The organism is Oceaniferula marina, assembly GCF_013391475.1.
In the GTDB taxonomy this organism is placed as follows: domain Bacteria; phylum Verrucomicrobiota; class Verrucomicrobiia; order Verrucomicrobiales; family Akkermansiaceae; genus Oceaniferula; species Oceaniferula marina.
Genome location: NZ_JACBAZ010000003.1, coordinates 46,811 through 65,804, shown reverse-complemented (window position 1 = coordinate 65,804; position 18,994 = coordinate 46,811). Strand labels below are relative to the sequence as shown.

7 protein-coding genes are annotated in these 18,994 nt (G+C 45.2%); 6 read left to right on the top strand and 1 reads right to left on the bottom strand.

Annotated features, from left to right (window positions below; genetic code table 11):
- Positions 1-17 precede the first annotated feature (17 nt).
- Complete coding sequence (locus HW115_RS08445; RefSeq protein ID WP_178932185.1) at positions 18-2,525, bottom strand: alpha-amylase family protein; 2,508 nt, start codon at positions 2,523-2,525, stop codon at positions 18-20.
- Positions 2,526-3,011: 486 nt separating this feature from the next.
- Between HW115_RS08445 and HW115_RS08440 the strand changes: the two genes are divergently transcribed.
- The 6 genes from HW115_RS08440 to HW115_RS08415 all read left to right on the top strand — a co-directional run bounded on the left by HW115_RS08440 (position 3,012) and on the right by HW115_RS08415 (position 18,696).
- Positions 3,012-7,517: a lamin tail domain-containing protein gene (locus tag HW115_RS08440; RefSeq protein WP_178932184.1), complete on the top strand. Its 4,506-nt coding sequence runs from the start codon at positions 3,012-3,014 to the stop codon at positions 7,515-7,517.
- A 180-nt stretch (positions 7,518-7,697) separates the two neighbouring features.
- Positions 7,698-10,220 carry an HzsA-related protein gene (locus HW115_RS08435; RefSeq protein WP_178932183.1) on the top strand — a complete coding sequence of 841 codons (2,523 nt, stop codon included), beginning with the start codon at positions 7,698-7,700 and terminating at the stop codon, positions 10,218-10,220.
- Between the two features lie 105 nt (positions 10,221-10,325).
- Positions 10,326-11,387 (top strand): SMP-30/gluconolactonase/LRE family protein, encoded by a 1,062-nt coding sequence (locus HW115_RS08430; RefSeq protein ID WP_178932182.1) that lies wholly within the window; start codon positions 10,326-10,328, stop codon positions 11,385-11,387.
- A gap of 175 nt (positions 11,388-11,562) precedes the next feature.
- A complete protein-coding gene (locus HW115_RS08425) occupies positions 11,563-14,082 on the top strand; it encodes an alpha-amylase family protein (RefSeq protein ID WP_178932181.1) in 2,520 nt (839 codons plus the stop codon).
- Between the two features lie 254 nt (positions 14,083-14,336).
- Positions 14,337-16,514 carry an NPCBM/NEW2 domain-containing protein gene (locus HW115_RS08420; protein WP_178932180.1) on the top strand — a complete coding sequence of 726 codons (2,178 nt, stop codon included), beginning with the start codon at positions 14,337-14,339 and terminating at the stop codon, positions 16,512-16,514.
- Positions 16,515-16,518: 4 nt separating this feature from the next.
- Positions 16,519-18,696: an alpha-galactosidase gene (locus tag HW115_RS08415; protein WP_178932179.1), complete on the top strand. Its 2,178-nt coding sequence runs from the start codon at positions 16,519-16,521 to the stop codon at positions 18,694-18,696.
- The last annotated feature ends 298 nt before the right edge of the window (positions 18,697-18,994 follow it).

Sequence of the window (18,994 nt, the reverse complement as noted above, 5' to 3'; positions counted from 1 at the left end):
ATTTTCTGAGGAGGTAATTACTTAAAAATAACTTTAAACGCTTTAGTCTCGCTTTTAGTTGTTTTGAAGACGAGGTCGATCAATCCATCAGTTCGTGGGCGAATTGTTGCGCCTTCGCATGATTTTGGAGTGAGCCCATTACCTGCTACTGTCAGAACAAATTCATCACCTTCAATCACATCGACCTTGCCTGAAAGGGTGCTGCCAGCCCATTTGATATCATGACACTCCATCATTCCCTGCATGAAGTGACGGTTGGTTGAAACCATCTGCGGATGGGTAGCGACCTTGCGAACAGAGATCATGGCTACTTCTCCTACACGTAATTCCATTGAAAGCTTGTCAGTGCCCTGTAGCTTGCCAAGGTATTTCTGACTCCAGAAGTCAAAGGCGTGATATTCTGCATCGGCATCTAGCCCAAGAGATCCCGTAGAAATGGTGTCTCCTGAAAGGGGGGCAGAAATGGTCTCTGATTTTTTGGAATTATAGTTTGCTAACATGACCTGATGCCAATTTTTATCGACCTGATAAACATAGGTTTCCGGATGAGTTTTCCCAAGTAGCATATCGACAGGACGTGGAGATTGAGTCCCGCCAAACATAGGGTAGAGTCGAGAAGTGTCATGTAACATTTCATCAGTCATCTTTCCAACGGAGGTTCCAATTTCAAGACGACCAGCAATGAATCCAATGGCTGTTAAAAAGGCTCTTTGCATATATTGTGGGATCTCTTTACCTCGATTGTGGAAAGTTTTACCATCAGGATAGTAGAGAAAGACACTGCGGCTTTTATACCAACGTAGTCCCATACGTGTAGCCATTTCAGGCTCAAAGTGATTTGCATCATACCAAACACGTTGTAAATCCACAATGCCGGCAGATAGGTCCTGCTGAGGTATTCCACCTACGCCCAACTGTCTTTCATGAATATAGGCCTTTTCTCCGAGCCCTTCTCGACAAAGTCGAAAAAGTTCACGGTAAACGGATGATGTGGTGAATGTCTTATCTTCAAACCCACCAGTGGCAATCCAAGAACTCTCAGGATAGTCAAATTTAACTCCATCTAGCCCCTCATTTTTTAAACGCTTCCAGGTCTTGAGCATATACTCACGAAATCCAGGGTCGCTGTAATCATACTTCACATAAGATAAGTTTAGTCTGTGGTCTAGGTGAAGCCGGCTAATATCATTATTGAGCATCCATTCTGGGTGAGCCCGGCAGAAATCAAGTGATGGGATATTGCATTGAAAATAGGTTAATACCGTGCAGCCTAGGTCATGGACCCCTTTACTAAATTTTGCAAAGGTGTCGTAAGGCTTTCGTAATGAGCCTTTACCAGTTCCGATCATCGATCGTTTCTCTGGGCCGCGCATTCCTCCAGGACCATATTTACGCCAATGTTCATCATCCCACCAGCCTTGTTGAGTGTTTCCAAAGTCTCCAGGTCCATAAAAATCAGGCTCTAGACGGACCGCAAGTGGTGCATATTTGGTGAACCCTCTATCTTTCGCCAATTTTGCCTGACCGATCATGTCAACAGAGTTGTTGATCGCTAGCCCTTCTCCGAAGCGCGTTGTAGAAATCATCCAACCACAAAGTGATGGGAAATTGTAAACATTGGGGTTAGCCGCATTTGCTTCGCGCATCGCTAAGCCATAACTCTCTAATGACTTAAAAGGGTCTTTTGTTGTAAAATCTAGATACACACTATCTTGCGAAATGTATGTCTTGCCGGGGTCAATCTGTTTCCCCTGTGGGTCCCACACTTGTAGGTTCATGTGTTTAAACCCGCGATGGTTCTTTAATTCTACCTTTCGTCCAAATTCATTATACTTAAGACCCGCCACTACCATCGTTCTTCGCTTGCCACTATCCAAATATGTTAGCATAGCACCATTGAGAGCGTTGATTTCCCACTTATTTTCTATTCTGTTCATTTCGGCACCAGAGCCACTACGTAGCACCATCGGTTTTTCAACCGTTTGCCCTTCAAACAACTGACCTCTTGAAACGAGATCGATATTGGCAACTTTAACTGGATATTCAAAACGGTTCTTAATTCCCCATGCGACTTCAATAAAAGATTGCTTCTGATAAAGTCTCAGAATCAATTTTCTGCACGGATCGTATCCCTGCTCCGGAGTGTATGTCACTGTGAGCTCTTTGCCTTCGCCAAATTTTGAATGATAGGCTTTAACTCCCCACTCTATTTTAATCTGTGGTTCCTGCCAGTTATAGGCTGTTTGATCAACTCGAAAGTCGGCATCTTTAAAGCACCATGAGTTATCGGTCCTGTTTTTTACCGACCACTTCCCATTGTTTAGATTCACTAAAACTTGGTTATGTTGATTCTCAAAAACAATAATTCCATTTTCTTCTGTAGCATTAATTGATGAAAGCTTAGATGCAATGGTTTTTGTGTTGGCCTGCACGTTGATCATTTCTTCACATAGAGCACTATCTAATAATGTGACTGAGCACATCAAAACTGCGGCTGATTTAATAAATAGATTGCCTTCGTTCATGTTAGATCTTGGGTTTTTGAGTGAGGTGGTTGAGCGCATTGTTCTGGGTGGTGCAAGCTCCGGTTTGTTGGTTGTTATCATAGCTTAGCTTTTGGATTATTTGTGTGCTTTCTTGGGTTGCGGGAGAATTTTCCCCAAAGATTTTATCTCTCAAATGTTTTTTATAGGAGGTGTTATTAAGCGCAAAGCAATAATGAGAAGCCTAGCTTTACAGTAAATTTCATCCTTGACCTCTTAGCATGTGATCTGGCTAATCCCTGAGACAGGGAAGGTATGTTTGCATGGATGATTGCAAGATTTACTGTAAAGGTTTTAGGTTGTTGATCTTCGTCATGTTTCATTAATCATGCGTGTGATAATACTTCACCTCATGAGCTCTATTCCACAAATATGTTCTAGGGATGGGGGGCCGCCGTATTCTTATGACGTCAAATTAGTTTTGAGCTAGTAGTCGCTGAAACCAGCTTATTCTCGCACCACCATCGCATGAAAGTAGCTATCCTGTTTATATTACTGATCGTTGGGGTGACGTCTCATCATCTCGCGGCGGCGGAGGCACCGGCAAATATTTCGTTAGGCTCTATTGAAATTCCGACGACGACGAGAACAGGTTCATTTGTTGCTAAAATAGTGGCTGAAGATACCGACAGCGGTGATACCCATCATTACGCACTGGTTCCAGGATCAGGGGCCACTCACAATTCGTTGTTTAGCATTAGCGGCGATGAATTACTGGCCCAAGCTAATTTTTCATCAGAGGTTGGTAACGACTTTTCCATCCGTATCCGTGTCACAGACAGCGATGGTTTATCGTTTGAGAGATCCTTTACGCTTAATGTGATCACGGCTTCGACAAGTATCGTCATCAACGAAATTCATTATGATCCTGATGACAACCTGCTGAATGGCGAATTTATTGAAATCTACAATTCGGGGGTAAGTTCGGTTAACCTCGCGGGCTGGCGATTCGATAAGGGAATTGATTATACGTTCCCCAATGGCGCGAGACTCGCGCCAGGGGCCTACATAGTTCTTGCGAAGAGCCCAGCGACCATTCAGGCCGCGTTTGGCGTCATCGCGCACGGGCCATGGTCAGGCAATCTGAACGGTGACGGTGAAGGAGTTAGGTTGCTCAACGGGTTGGGGGAGACTGTTGATCAGGTTGACTATAAAGTGGGTTTTCCCTGGCCTGTGGCGTCATCAGGTGAAGGCTCCTCCATGGAGCTTCTTCATCATTTGTTAGATAATGATCTGGGCAGTTCTTGGCGAGCTTCTCCGTTGTTCTCCGAAGTTAGTGAATCGACATTACTTGGGTTTCAGTCCACTGGGTGGAGTTGGCGTGCAGGCGATACTGAGGCGTCAATGCCGGTATCAGAGTGGCGACAACCTAATTTCGTTGAGGATGGCTCTTGGGCTGCAAACCAACAATTGCCGATTGGTTACGGTGATGTCACAGGGGTCACTTTAAATACCACGATCACAGGGATGCGATATAATTATGGGTGTATTTTTCTTCGCAATACTTTTGCTATCGCAGAAGGTGAGATTCCTTCTACTATTAGGATTAATTCCACCTCAGACGATGGAATGGTTATTTGGATTAATGGCGTTGAGGTCGAGCGAAAGCGTTTCGATGGAGATGCTTTGATCGGGGGGCTCGCCACCAACCAGTTCAATGAAGGTACTTATGAAGCTGTGACGATTCAAAATGCCGCAGAGTTTCTTGTCGCAGGAAACAATACAATCACAGTCCAAGTTTTTAATACTCAGCTGGATAGTAGTGACCTTGGGTTTGATATTGAAGTTGTTCGTCCAGCTCAACCATTGACTGCAGAAACAGGCCCTTCTCCTGGGCAGCAGAATAGAGTGTTTACGAGTAGTGTAGCCCCCAATATTCGGCAGGTTGACCACTCTCCTCAAGCTCCTATTAGTAGTGAATCTGTGGTTATTACCGCTAAAGTAACTGATCCTGAAGGTGTTGATGGTGTTGAGCTTCGCTATCAAACCGTGATGCCGGGAGCTTTTGTTCCGTCCCGTACTCCACGCTCCGTGTCGGAGATTCTAGCAAACCCAGAAGATGCTCCGCCGCTAAATGATGAGTTCGAAAATCCGGCCAACTGGACTCATTTAGTCATGGTTGATAACGGGACAAACGGAGACGCAGTGGCTGGAGACAATGTTTATACCGTTTCGCTGCCAGCACAAGCTCATCGGACTCTGGTAAGATACCGAATTCAGATTACTGATAGTGAAGGGACCTCTGCACTAGTGCCCTATGAAGATGATGCTTCATTAAATTTTGCGTACTTTGTCTATAATGGCGTTCCTGATTACACCGCCTCTACGGCCTCTGTTCATCCTGATGGAGCTGGTCATGTATGGCCTAAAGAAGCCATTAGCCGCGTGCCAGTTTATCATTGGCTGATTAGGCCTCAGGATATGCAGACCTTACAAGCATACGAAGGGAGTCAGCAGTTTACTAATAATGGTACCGATGCTGAACTCGCCGCCCGGCGTGCCTATGATTGGGAAGGAGCGATGGTTTATGATGGTGTTGTTTATGATCATGTCCGGGTCAGACTACGTGGAGGGAATAGTCGCTACGGTGATTTTGATGGGCGTTTTCATCAGGGGAAACGGCACTATAAGTTCAAATTTAATAAGGGATATTATTTTGCGGCTCATAACAATGAGGGGAAACCTTACAAGCGCAAGTGGAGTGTTTTGAACGTCAGCCGGATGTATGGTACCAAGGGTGGGAATGCTTGGGGATTGACCGAAAAAATGGGTGAGCGGCTGTACCGCACCATGGGAGTGCCTGTTCAGAAGACTCACTGGTTCCAGTTCCGAGTCGTTGATGATGCCTCCGAGGCTCCTGATCAGTATGGTGGGGATTTTTGGGGGATTCAAATCGCGCAAGAACGCTATGATGTTAGGTTTCTTGAGTCGCGAGATATGACCAAAGGAAATTTGTATAAACTATCAGATTTCATATTCGATGCTGATCGGCAACGCCGTTACCAGTCTTCTGATATGGTTAGCGATGGATCGGAATTTGATAATATACGCTTTAATTTGCACGGTGGACAGACTGCCAACTGGCTGAATGAGCATGTTAATTATGACCAATGGTATCGCTACTCGGCGGTTGGCGAAGCGATTCGTCATTACGATATTTTCCCTGAACCAACAGGTCGGCACCGCCTGAAGAATGTAGTATGGTACTTTGACCCTGTAGGTAATGATCCTACGCGCGGTCAGCTCTGGCAGCTTCCCTATGACTATGATGCCTCATGGGGGCCAAGCTTTAACGAGGGATGGGATCATGCAAACAATGGGCTATACGGGCACGTTCAAATAGATGGGCAACCCTATATTGATAAATCAGATATGAAAATTGCGCACCGTAATGTGTTACGTTCGTTTCGAGATCTAGTTTGGCAGCCTGATCAGATCAATAATTTGCTTGATCATTTTGAGGTTTTTTTATCAGAGCTATCAAAGGCTGATCAGGATCGTTGGCGCAATGCTCCTAGTAGCGAAGGGACTGCGAATGATGACCCGTTGTCCGAAAAGGTAACAAGCATGAAGGGCTTTGCTTTTACTGGCTGGAATGAAGGAAGCGGCCCAGGAGTGGGGGATGGTGGTCGAGCTTCTTTTTTGGATTCAATTTCAGACGCTCTAGACGCGGGGAAACTTCCCGTTACTCCATCGATTACTTACACTGGCGCTGCCGGATTTCCTACAGACGCCTTAGAGTTTCAGAGTAGCGCATTTAGTGACCCTCAGGGAAATGGAACTTTCTCCGCCATGGAATGGAGAATAGGTGAAATAGAGGACCCTTTGGCTCCCAGTTGGGAAGCGGCTAAGGAATTTATTTTGGAAAATGATTTAATTTGGGGCTCTGGCGAACTGACGTCGTTTAATAGTTTGATCGATATCCCCAATGGAGCATTGAAAGTAGGGCATACGTACCGTGCCCGTGTTCGTCATAAGGACTCCAGTGGCCGTTGGGGGCACTGGTCTTTACCCGTTGAATTCACGGCAGGATTACCACTGGCTTACGGAACTCTTAAAGATAATTTGATGGTCTCTGAGTTCATGTATCACCCTGCTGATGCGAGTGGACCTGAAACGGCGGCAGGTTTTTCCAACTCAGATTTCGAGTATATTGAACTTCACAACATTAGTGAGACACTTTCACTGGATCTCATGGATGTTCGATTCACCAAGGGGGTAGATTTTGATTTCTCTTCAGGGAGTGTGACGAGTTTAGGGCCCAAGGAGTTTGTGTTGGTTGTGAAAAACACAGCTGCTTTCACCTTCCGCTACGGCAGCGAGTTTCCCATTGCTGGCGAGTGGGATTCTGATCAAAGACTGAGTAATGGAGGTGAGCAGATCAAGCTCTCTTTTGGCTCAGGCACGGCCATTCATGATTTTATTTACAGTGACAATGCCCCCTGGCCAACTTCTCCTGATGGAGATGGCTCATCCCTGACACTCATTAGGCCAGAGACAGCACCTGATCACACTCTTTCAAGCAATTGGAGAGCTAGTCACGCTACGATGGGAACTCCGGGATTTCTTGAAACCGAGGGCCCTTTTGCCTCCTGGATGGCGACACATCATCTCATAAACCCTCTTGGAGATACCTACATATCAGACATACCTAATATTGTATCTTATGCCCTCGGTCTGGACATTGTAGTTCCCGCGTCAAGTAGTATGACGCGGGCTAAGATCGTTGAAATCGACTCAGATCAATATTCTGCGATTTCGTTTAATCGGCGCATTGAGGCTACGGATGCGAGCTATCAGATTGAAGTCAGTGACAATCTCGAAGATTGGGATATTGATCCAGGGGACGATTCCGTCACGACATTAGGAGCTGTCATAAATAATGGTGATGGTACTGAAGAGGTCACCATCCGTCTTGTTCAGCCAATGACAGAGGGCAACAAGTTTCTTCGCCTCAGAATCTCAGTGAACTAAATTGTGCTAACCTGTGTTGTCGTGCTCTTGGATTTACTGTAAAGTTGCATCAATCTCAAAATAAAGTAAGAGTCGATATTTTAGACGTATTACAGATAACGCTCAATGTTATTTGAGGTAACGCAATGTCGCTCTTACGCGATGCTCTCGATCATCTCACCTAAAAAGTAAATTCTTACCATGAAGAGACCGAAACTTACCGCTGTCATCGCAGCTATGACATGTATCCCTGTGTGGAGCTTCTCCGCCGTTGAAAACGGAAAAGATGGCGCATTAGTAGATTATACTAAGGATGTTGAATGCGGCAAGTCGGACGTTATACATGCAGACTGGAACTCTCAGTACAACGAGATCGCAAAAATAAATGCCGCTAAATATTCGTTCCCGCCTGAACAGGCTTTCAATATTCAGGCCATGAAACTGGCGTCGGATAAGAATCCAAATGATGTGGGTATTCGCCGCTTGGATGCTCTAATCAAGAAGCTGAAAAGCATGGATAACGCGCCCGATCTTGCTGAAGCAGAGAGGCTTCTCTCTGTGGCCAAGGGTAAAAAGGCTGGTCTGGAGAGCTACAGTGAACTTAAGAAGAGCACCAGAAAGGTGGCCCTTTCCAACCCACTTCTTGATTTTGACTCTATTCTTTTTGTGGCACGCGGAGTTCTGAACGACCATGCAAAAAGGAAGAGGGAAATTGATGGCGATCATTTCTGTGATCAATACTATGGTCATAACGCTAAAACGGGTGGCGGCCTTTTCATCATCAAGAATTGGAAGTCGGAAGACGCTGAAATCATCGACGTCGTCGCAGGACTTGAAGTTCCGAGCGGTACCAATAAGGGGCGCCTGATGAGCGAGGGCACGTTTATTTCACCTGACTTATCTTGGGATGGAAAAACGATCATCTTCGGTTGGAGTTCCGGTGGAAATAAAAAATGGGATCCTGCGGCTCCGTTTAACCTGTTTAAGGTTGGGGTGGACGGCTCTGGCCTCACTCGTTTAACGGATAGTGGAGTTGATCAATTTGACCCCGTTTGGTTACCTAACGGAAGAATTGTTTTTATGAGTGCTGGCAGGTTTGGATATGGCAGGTGCCACGGCCGTCGAGTTCCTACCTTTACCATGTTTTCCATGAAAGCGGATGGCAGTGACATGTATCCCATTGATTACCACGAAACCAACGAATTTCAGCCAAGCGTCGACAATAACGGCATGCTTGTTTACACGCGCTGGGATTATCTCGATAGGGATCATAATGCTAGCCATCATATGTGGCATTGTGCGCCTGATGGAAGAAACCCACGCTCTTTCCATGGTAACTATGCGCTACCGCTGAGCACCGTTGGCGACACTAAAAAGGTGAAAGGATTGCATCTACGACCATGGGCGGAGTTTAATTGTCGTAGCATACCAGGTTCGGATAAGTACATTGCCACTGCTGGCCCTCATCACGGCCAATCATTTGGCTCATTGATCATCATTGATACTGAGGTGGAGGACGATAATAAGATGTCCCAAGTAAAGCGGATAACTCCTGACTACCTGTTTCCCGAGTCTGAGACAAGGACCAGGAGTTGGCATGATATGGCTTTTGGTACCGCTTGGCCGCTAAGTGAGAGTTTTTACCTTTGTAATTATAAGGACAGCATCTGCCTTTTAGATGAATTTGGAAATAGAGAGCTGATCTGCAAGTTAACGAATGGCCTAAGGCCGATTGACCCAATACCACTCAAGGCTAGAAAGAAGCCGCCGGTGGTTCCCTGCAAGACCTATCAGGGTGAGCGGGCCACAAAGGATGCTCCGAGTGCCACAATCAGCGTAATGAATGTATATACCACTGATGACCATGGAAAGCTTCCTGATAATGCTAAGATTAAACAGCTCCGTGTTGTTCAAGTAATCCCTAAGTCAACTACACTGTCTGATCAGCCGAGGATCGGGTTCGCTAGCCAGAGTATGGCTAGGATACCGCTTGGCGTGGTTCCCGTTGAGAAAGATGGCAGCGTGTATTTTAAAGCGCCGGTTGGGAAAGCGATCTATTTTCAACTGCTTGATGAGAAGGGGATGGCCGTCCAATCCATGCGGTCTTTAACCTATGTGCACCCAGGAGAAATGATGTCATGCATCGGCTGCCATGAGAGCAAACAGCAGGCGCCTCAGCTCAGTCATGCGCCACTCGCCTTGAAGCGGGAACCATCAGACCTAAAGCCAGAAATTGATGATCACATCATGTTTAACTTTCATCGTCATATAAAGCCTATCCTTGAAAGTAAGTGCGTCTCCTGCCACAATGAGATGGCGACGAAGAAAATGACGCTGTGGAAGTCGGATCCGAAGAGAGCTGCCGCCATGAAAACAGGGCCGACAGACATGAGTTATAAAGCTCTGGAGAAATACTCCTTTTATTTAGGGCATGGTTACCTGAAAGCTAAGCATGGTGGCAGTCGTACAACCCCGGGTGAATTTGGAGCTAGGGCCTCACGCATGGGTAAGGCTCTCTATAACGAGAACCATCAGAAGTCATTGGAGGCGGGCAAGTTTACCCAGCAGGATATACGTACAATTACCATGTGGTTGGATATGAATTCTAACGAGTTTTCCGCCTACAAAGAACTCGATAAACAGAAGCTTGGCGAGATCGTCTGGCCTATCTATGACGTAGATCCCGAGAACTACACTGGTGTCGAATTGCGCTCCGTAAAATAGTTTTCGCCGTGTCCGGTTGGCTGGCGGGTTATGGAGCCAACATTATGTGGCAAGGTCAACTAACAATATATGTAACTATAATCAATTAACACAAACTAATAAAAAATGATCAACTATTCTATTCTCACAGCGTGTGTATGCTCAGCTCTATCACTGACAGTTTCGGCTGTAAGCCCTACATTCAAAAAAGAATCTCTTGAGGTGAAGCCCTCAATGTTTTCTAATCTGGGAGACACCTTTACCGTTCCTGATGGTCTTGCTCTGGATGCTCAAAACAATATCGTCCTATCGGTTCCAAATTACATCGACTACAAGAAAGTAGGCGGATCAAAAATAGTAACCCTTGACGCTAAAGGTAATATTATCGACAGTTTTAATGATCTTCCTCCTAGTAAGGTAACAGGTATGGTACACCCGATGGGAATCGGGTTTGGTCCCGACGGACACCTGTATATCGCAGACAATCAGTATTTCAGCAATACTGACCACCAATCGCGCGTCCTCCGCCTTCGGTACAAAAACGGTAAACCTACCCAATGTGAAGTAGTCATTGAAGGTACTGAACTTTCAAATGCTGTCCGCTGGCAAGGTGATTACCTCTACCTTTCAGATACAGTTATTACACTCGAGGGCAAGAAGAACCAGAGTGGAGTTTACCGGTTTCATATCAACGAGCTCAAAGGTGCTCCACTCAAGGTTGATAAGAAAAAACACCTCCTCGTGACATATACGGGAGAAACGGGTTTCGGTGCAGATGGTGTGACCTTCGACAAAGCGGGCAACATGTATTGCGGCCTTTTTGGTGATGGTCAGGTTTTTAAGACATCTTTCCATAAGGATGGGTCAGTTCAAAAAACTACACGCATCATTAATGACCCAGCATTCGAGTGCTGCGACGGAATCATCTGTGATAAAGAGACCAATAAAATTTACCTGACGAACTCTGCCATGAATTCAGTGTGGATCTACGATATCACATCGAACTCCATGCAACGACTTTGGCAGAATGCTGATGATACTGGTGAAACTGGGCTTCTTGACCAACCATGTGAACCTATTATTCGAGGTGAGGAACTTCTAATCGTTAACTTCGACATGACCTTTCCTGGGCTCATGAATCGCGAGAACGATGAAGTAAACCACATCTCCAAGTTTCAAATTAAATAATCAACACTGCGGCACAGGGAAATCATTACTATACTGTAAAGTTGAAGCGTGATCAGAAAAAGTTGAAATCGTCATGCCGGGTCACTAGAAGTGCTTGCCATTACGATTTAGTTGGAAGCTGTGTGACGATGTTCAGAATAACTAACGAATTAATAAGATAATAAATTAAAATTGTATGATGAAAAATAAGTTTAAAAACCTCCTGCTTCTAGGAGTGACTATGAACATCTCATTTCAGGGCGCATTGGCGGAAGATGTGAAAGTTTCTCAAGTGGCTCAGTCGAAAAACGCTGAACTCACACGCACCTCGGTTTCGGTTAAAGAAGAGAGTGGATTGCTGGTGCTTCAAAATGCCAATGCAGAAATTAAAATTGACTTAAAGAGTGGACGCTACTCAGGAAAGGACAAGCGGACCGATACCGTGATCTTTAAAGATGCTAGTTTTGGCATCGATGAAACCACCGGAAGCGCTCGTTGGAAGCCTGAATCGCTAAAAATTACTTGGACGAAAAAGGATGATGTCGATGAGTTTGGTAAGGGGACAACGGTGTATGTGATGCATACTCCAGGACCAGGATATGATCCAATTAAAATCCAAACGATTCGTCTTTATCAAGAGCATGAGTTTGTGGTCTTTGGATGGGGAATCAAAAACCAGTTTAAATACCCTGTGCGTATTAAACATGCAGAGGTCATAACGATGGGGGGATTATTTAATGGTCAGACGGTTGAAAACCCACGCGTATTGAGAAGTGGTGCCGGCCGTGAGGCAAATCTCGTTGAGAAAAACTGGAAAATGAGCGCCCATAACGGAGTGATGCTAACTTACGAAGATAAAGGCATACGCCGGTCCTTGGTGGCTGGAGGCCTGAAGTATAACGAGTTTGGACGTTGGGTTGAAATTCAAGAGGACAAAAGGAAGTTTAAATACCTCAGTATGAAGTGTTGGGACCCACAGGGTAAGCAAATTGAAGGTGGAAAGACTTACTACTCGCCTGATACTTGCTATTTAGACTTTTCTACAAGTGACCCATTTGTCGCTCTTGAGAAATATGGAATGGCTTTGCGTAAGGCAAACAATGCCAAGCCCAATAATTATGATTTTCCAACATTGTGTGGCTGGATGGTATCGACAACACACTTGGGTGAAGGTCTGCCGATTAATAACTCACCTGGAATGGTGAATCAACTCGAGCTGGCAAAGAAACGAGGCTTGCTGAAATACACACCGCTCGCCGTGCGTCTAGAGCCTGATTTTTATTGTGCCGGTGATCAGGGGAACTCACAGCAAGGATGGTGGGACGACAAACATTGGCAAAAATATGGTCCAGGTGGAATTCGTGGTCCTGTTAGCAAAGATGAAATTGGGACTGGTAAAGGGTCGCTCCAAAAACCTTACGAGACGTTTGCTAAATTCTGTGGGGCTGTTTCTGACTTAGGAGGTAAGACATTTACTTACTTCCAAGCGAATATGCCGTCTCATGATTTTGCCCGTCAACACCCCGAGTGGATGTTGAACAATGACATCTCACAGTTACACGTGGCACACCGTCATAGTTCGCCGCTTGTGAAGTTTGATTTTACTGACCCAGGCTTCCGAGATTACACATTAAAAATGTGGACACGCCTTGGTAAGGATGGTCTGGATGGTGTCAAATTTGATTACCCTGAAACGGCTTGGATCACGACCGGAGGTTTTGAAGATAAGACATTTACCAGCACCTCTGCATATCGTGAAATGTATGACCTTTGCCGTCAAGGTTTAGGGGAAGACGCTTTCATTCATGAGCGAATTATGGGAGCTCCTCGTCAGGATACAACGGCCGGGCTTGTCGACCTCCAACGTGTTTGGGGCGATGCTAGCCATTTTGAGCCTGAGATGGCGTCTCGTATCGGCCTTCGCTGGTATAAGAGCAGAAGTGTTTACCTCTACTATCCAGACGGAAAATCATTTTTTAGTCATGGAAAACCTATCCCCACCTATAAGAGGAGATCATTTTTGACCTTAATCGCCTTTTTATCGGGCAGACTAGAAATTGGAAGTTCGTTTAGTCAGATGACCGATGAGATGATCCATGACGTTACTCGCCTTTACCCAATGATAAGAGGAACGAGGTCACCCCGACCTGTGGACATGCTTCTGGGTAAGAAGCACCCCGAGATTTATGATTACCAAGTGACGGAAGGATGGAATCAAGTGCTACTTGTTAATAATGACAAGGATGGAGAGAAAGCGATTAAGACGCCTCTTGCTGGATCACAAGTGAAGACGGGTTCGTTAGGATTGGATGAGAACGCGAGCTATCATGTCTTCGATTTTTGGAGTCAAAAGTATGTTGGAAAGTTGAAGGGCAGTGAGCATCTTGAATCGAAGTTGAGAGGTGGTGAAGTTGCCATGCTTTCAGTGCGCAAAGTTTCCGCTCATCCTCAGATGCTATCGACGAACCGCCACTTCATGCAAGGCATGATGGACACCAAGAATGTCACATGGGATAACAAGAAAAAAACCTTAAGTGGTCAGGCCAATGTTGTCGAAGGAGAGGATTTTGTTCTCACTGTCGCATGTAACGGCAGCAAAGTGGTTTCTTGTGATGGGGCAACCATCAAAAAGCACGAGGGGAATATGGATCTTATCGATCTTGTTTTTACCTCGGATAAAACGAAAGCGATGCCGTTTAAACTGCGCTGTAAGTAGTGGTGATATCAAGAGGACATATGCCAACCTAAGTAAAAATTTCGGAGACAACGTGTTTGTTTGTTTCTATTGCAAGATGCACAGGCGGGTTAGGAGCAATTCTTTCCCGTCTGTGTTTTGTAATGCTCGAGAGCTCTAGATGGAAGTAATGGCAGTCGAGTAAGTTGAGGTAGTCATCATTTACAATGACCCCTGTTTCATACTTACAAGGCGGTAAAATTTAAATAACGCGAATCAAACTAAAATAGAAGACCATGAAGAATAAATCACACAATAAGTATAAAAAAAAACTAGCCCGAAATCAAAGTGAGAGCAACTTTTGTAAAAAGGGGCTTATTGGGGCTGTGTGCCTTCTATTTCTTGGCTTTCTATCTACATCTCTCCCTGCATCGAGTAGTTTACTTCTAGGGCAAAATGAGGTTGGCCAACACGAAGAACTAGATGTTTCTCAGGTGTGGCTAGATGATCTTGGGGTTTCTCATATTAAACAAGACTGGGGAAAACCTCAAAAGAATAAGAGCGTCACAGGATTGGACTTGGTGATAGGAGGCGTCAAATACCAACGTGGAATAGGCACGCACGCCAATTCCCGAGCGGTGTATATGATACCTGATAAAACCATCAATTTTACGAGTTCAGTGGGCGTTTCAGACAGTGAAATAGGTAAGTCCGACAAAGGTAAAAAATCAGGGTGTTCTTTCAAAGTTGTCGGCGATGGAAAAACTCTTTGGGAAAGTGGCTTTATGTCAGCGGGTGAAAAGGCCAAACAGGTAAATGTTCCATTGGCTGGAATTCAAGAAATAAGATTGGTGGTCGATGCCGGTGTGGATGGAAATAGTTATGATCATGCCAATTGGGTTAATGCAAAATTTACATACGGAGCTAAGGCTCCAACCCCTCAAGTTTGGACGCCAAATTACGCAGCGTATATTTTGACTCCCAAGCCTGGACCTGCTCCTAAGATTAACGGTGCAAAAGTAGTTGGAGGGACGCCTAGAAAACCGTTTATATTTAGAATTCCGACTACCGGTAAGCGGCCTATTGAGTTTCGTGCTGAGAGATTACCTCAGGGGATAGTGCTGGACCCTAAAAAGGGAATATTACGGGGGACTGTTCCCTCAAAGAAAGGTGAATACCGGATTACAATTCATGCAAAAAATGAGTATGGTCAGGCTAAGCGGGAGCTACGAATTGTGTCGGGTGACACCTTGGCCCTGACTCCGCCTATGGGTTGGAATAGCTGGTACTGTTGGTCAGAATCGATCAGTGCAGAAAAGGTTAAAAATGTGGCTCAGGCTTTTGTTGATAAGGGGCTTGCTGACCACGGTTGGACCTACGTAAATATTGATGATTGCTGGCAAGGTGAGCGGGGTGGTCCGCTGAAAGCTATTCAGGGAAATGCACGCTTTGATGATATGAAGGGACTCTGTGAGAATGTCCACAGTCATGGTTTAAAAATTGGTATTTACTCAACACCATGGATGGGGAGTTATGCTGGATTTATTGGAGGAACTTCTTTGAATACAACGGGTCAATCCCCGGAGCTTTACGTGGCACCAGAAAAAAGGGTGCAACCCACACAGGTGTATGGCCGTTGTCCGAATGTGATCAAACTTAAATTAAATCGAGTTGGTGAACATTGGTTCTGTGACCGAGACGCAAAACAGTGGGCTGAGTGGGGCTTTGATTATGTAAAATATGACTGGAAGCCGAATGATGTCCCTACCACAAAGCGTTTACTTTCAGATCTACAACAGAGTGGGCGTGATATTGTCTATAGTCTTTCTAATAATTCTCCATTTTCAGAAGCTAAAGAGCTAAGCGAGTTGGCCAATCTTTGGCGAACGGGGGGCGATATACATGATCGATGGAGTTCAATTTTGAAAAACGGTTTTAAGAAACCGCAATGGATTCCTTACACTAGACCAGGGCATTGGTGTGATCCCGATATGTTACAAGTGGGGATGTTTGGTGTGCCCAATCAATTTGTCCGTAAGCTCAAGCCAACCCGGTTAACTCCAGACGAGCAATATTCACATGTATCGCTTTGGTCTCTGTTGTCGGCGCCGTTACTCATCAGTTGTGATGTGGAAAGTATGGATGACTTTACACTAGGCTTATTGAGTAATAGTGAGGTGATTGATGTGAATCAGGATCCACTAGGTAAGTCGGCAGTTCCTGTCAATGGGAGTAGGGAATTATGGTTGAAACAGCTTGAGGATGGAAGCTATGCGCTGGGGGTGTTTAACCTAGGGAACGAAAAACGTAATATTACGGTCAGTTGGGAACAGCTAGGTTTAGCGAATCAATCATGGATAGTCCGTGATCTTTGGAGGCAAAAAAATCTGGGTGAATTTCGCGAAAAATTTTCTGTGGAGGTGAACGCGCACGGCGTGGTTCTTGTCTCTTTGCGATTAAATCTCGAAAAATAACGATATGAAACAACAATGGATTAGAGTGGTTGGCGTGATGGCTTTAGGTCTTTGCTTGAACATTGCAAATGCTGATGAGGCCATAAAAATTGAAACCCAAAACTACCAGTTTGCCTACAGAGTGGACAAAGGTCGAAAGATCCATCTCGATTTTGTAGGCTCTACTGATGGTAAATGGAAATCTCCATTGGGAGGCCCTCTTTTCTCACCGACTCCTTGCCATCTTGGTAATGGACCGCGTTACTTGAGCCCTCTTTCTGTGATTACGTCCAATGGCAGCAATGGCTTGGAGTTGTCCTATCAGTCTCATACGTTGACTGAATCAAAACCTGGGGTGCAATACCTGAAGGTCGTATTGAAAGATAGTATACACCCCATCACTGTGGAGCTTCACCAGAAAGCTTATCGCGATGAGAACACGTTTGAGCAATGGCTCGTATTGAAAAATGACATGGAGGCATCTGTGCAGGTTCCTCGGTTAGACTCTTTGTATTTCCGTGGGAATGCAAAACGAGGGATACATCTTGAGTGGTATGGCAGTAATGAATATCATACAGCAGGTGAACCCTTTCGTGAAAAATTGAACATGGGTATAAGGGTATTGGAAAGCAGGGACGGCATACGCCATAAGTCAGGGCCTATTCCCGCATTTGTCTTGGGGTTTGGCGCTGCTCCAGACGAAACAAAGGTTCCTTGTATGATCGCAGCATTAGAGTGGCCAGGCAGTTCAAAGTTTTCATTTGAAATTAATGAAAGGATTGAGCTGGAAGCATCCATTGGGGTTAACCAATCTCAACCCCCTGTTGTCGAACCGGGAAAATCTACAGCCTCACCCCATGTGATATATAGTTTGAGCCAAGCTGGAATGGGCGCGGCGAGCCGCAATTTACACCAATTTGCGCGAAAGCATTTTTTACCTGGAGGGGACAGGTTGCGCCCGGTTGATAACAACTCGTGGGAGGGGTGCAAAATGAATGTTACTGAAGATGCTATTATTCAAATGATGAAAGATAGCGCAGAGCTTGGCATAGAATTGTATGTCCTCGATGATGGATGGTTTGGTAATGGCTCAGAAGCCCGAGTGAGAGCTGGGTATGGATTAGGCGATTGGGAGTTTAATGAGAAGCGTTTCCCAAATGGTTTAACCAATATCATGAAAGAAGCCAAAAAGCTTGATATTGAGTTTGGTATTTGGTTTGAGCCAGAAATGGTAAGCCCTAAAAGTAAGTTGTATAAAAATAAGCCTGAGTGGGTCATGAAAAACCCAGGACGACACCTTGCAGCTCAGCGCCGGCAATATGTCTTAGATGTCGCCAACCCTGAAGTTCAAGACCACATGTTTAAAGTCGTGAATGATGTATTGAGCTCGTACCCAGATATTCGTTATGTTAAATGGGATGCTAACTCTAACATTAATAACCCATATTCTCCTTACCTTGGAGCTAAGAATCAAGGGAATATGATAAATGCATACAACTATGGGTATCTGAGCGTCATGAAGCGTTTAGTCGAGGCTCATCCAAAGGTCGATTTTATGGCCTGTGGTGCAGGAGGAGGTAGGGCAAACTTTGGCGCGATGCGTTATGGCCATACATTTTGGCCCAGTGACTTCACTGACCCTCGATATAGGCTGCACGCGCAATGGAATTTTTCATCATTCATGCCTCCCTTGGCTATTACGGGACATGTGACTCACGCCGGTGGTGGAAAGGTGACTCCTAAGTTTAGGTTTGATGTTTCTATGATGGGCCAATTAGGCATGGAAGTGGATACCCGTAAATCGTCACCTGACTATCTTGCCGCGGCCCGTACTGGTATCGCTGCTTACAAGGAGATCAGAGCTGTTGTTCAGCAAGGAAATCAATATCGTCATGCGCATCCGAAGGACTCACCAACACCTTCACTCAATTACGTTTCCCAAGATCAAAAGCAGGCTTTGATATTAGCCTTTCAAACAGACCCGATCAAACAACCGAAGCCTTTTAATGCACCTGTTTCCGGATTGGATGAACAGTCGGTATACACGGTATATGAAATCAATTTGCCTGATGGTGATCAAGGGCCGCGACTAGCGAAAGGAGTTAACATCAGCCAATCAGGAGCAGCATGGATGAAGTCTGGGGTTCCGTTAGTATTTACCCGGCAGTGGGACAGCGCTTCGATAAGGTTCATCAAGGAATAGATCTGGGACCAATACAGGGAGTATTACGAGGGAATGTTCCCTCAAAAAAGGGTTCGAGTTGACTGTAAAGTTATGGGTGTGTTGATATCTGGTTGATACGTCTGTATATAGCTTTCAGATGAAGACGACTTATGATTATTTGTTGAGTCAATAGATTCTTAGAACTCAAATAACCGTTTCTCGTCGAGTTATACAGAGACCAGGAAATTTAAGTCAAACTATCAATAAGCGAGCAAGCAAGGCAGTATTTACTACTTAAGTTATTTTGGAAACGACGTGTGTGGTTGTTTCTATTGCA

Coding starts and splice junctions, on each gene's coding strand:
- HW115_RS08445 (WP_178932185.1), bottom strand. CDS start 2,525: ATGAACGAAGGCAATCTATTTATTAAATCAGCCGCAGTTTTGATGTGC.
- HW115_RS08440 (WP_178932184.1), top strand. CDS start 3,012: ATGAAAGTAGCTATCCTGTTTATATTACTGATCGTTGGGGTGACGTCT.
- HW115_RS08435 (WP_178932183.1), top strand. CDS start 7,698: ATGAAGAGACCGAAACTTACCGCTGTCATCGCAGCTATGACATGTATC.
- HW115_RS08430 (WP_178932182.1), top strand. CDS start 10,326: ATGATCAACTATTCTATTCTCACAGCGTGTGTATGCTCAGCTCTATCA.
- HW115_RS08425 (WP_178932181.1), top strand. CDS start 11,563: ATGATGAAAAATAAGTTTAAAAACCTCCTGCTTCTAGGAGTGACTATG.
- HW115_RS08420 (WP_178932180.1), top strand. CDS start 14,337: ATGAAGAATAAATCACACAATAAGTATAAAAAAAAACTAGCCCGAAAT.
- HW115_RS08415 (WP_178932179.1), top strand. CDS start 16,519: ATGAAACAACAATGGATTAGAGTGGTTGGCGTGATGGCTTTAGGTCTT.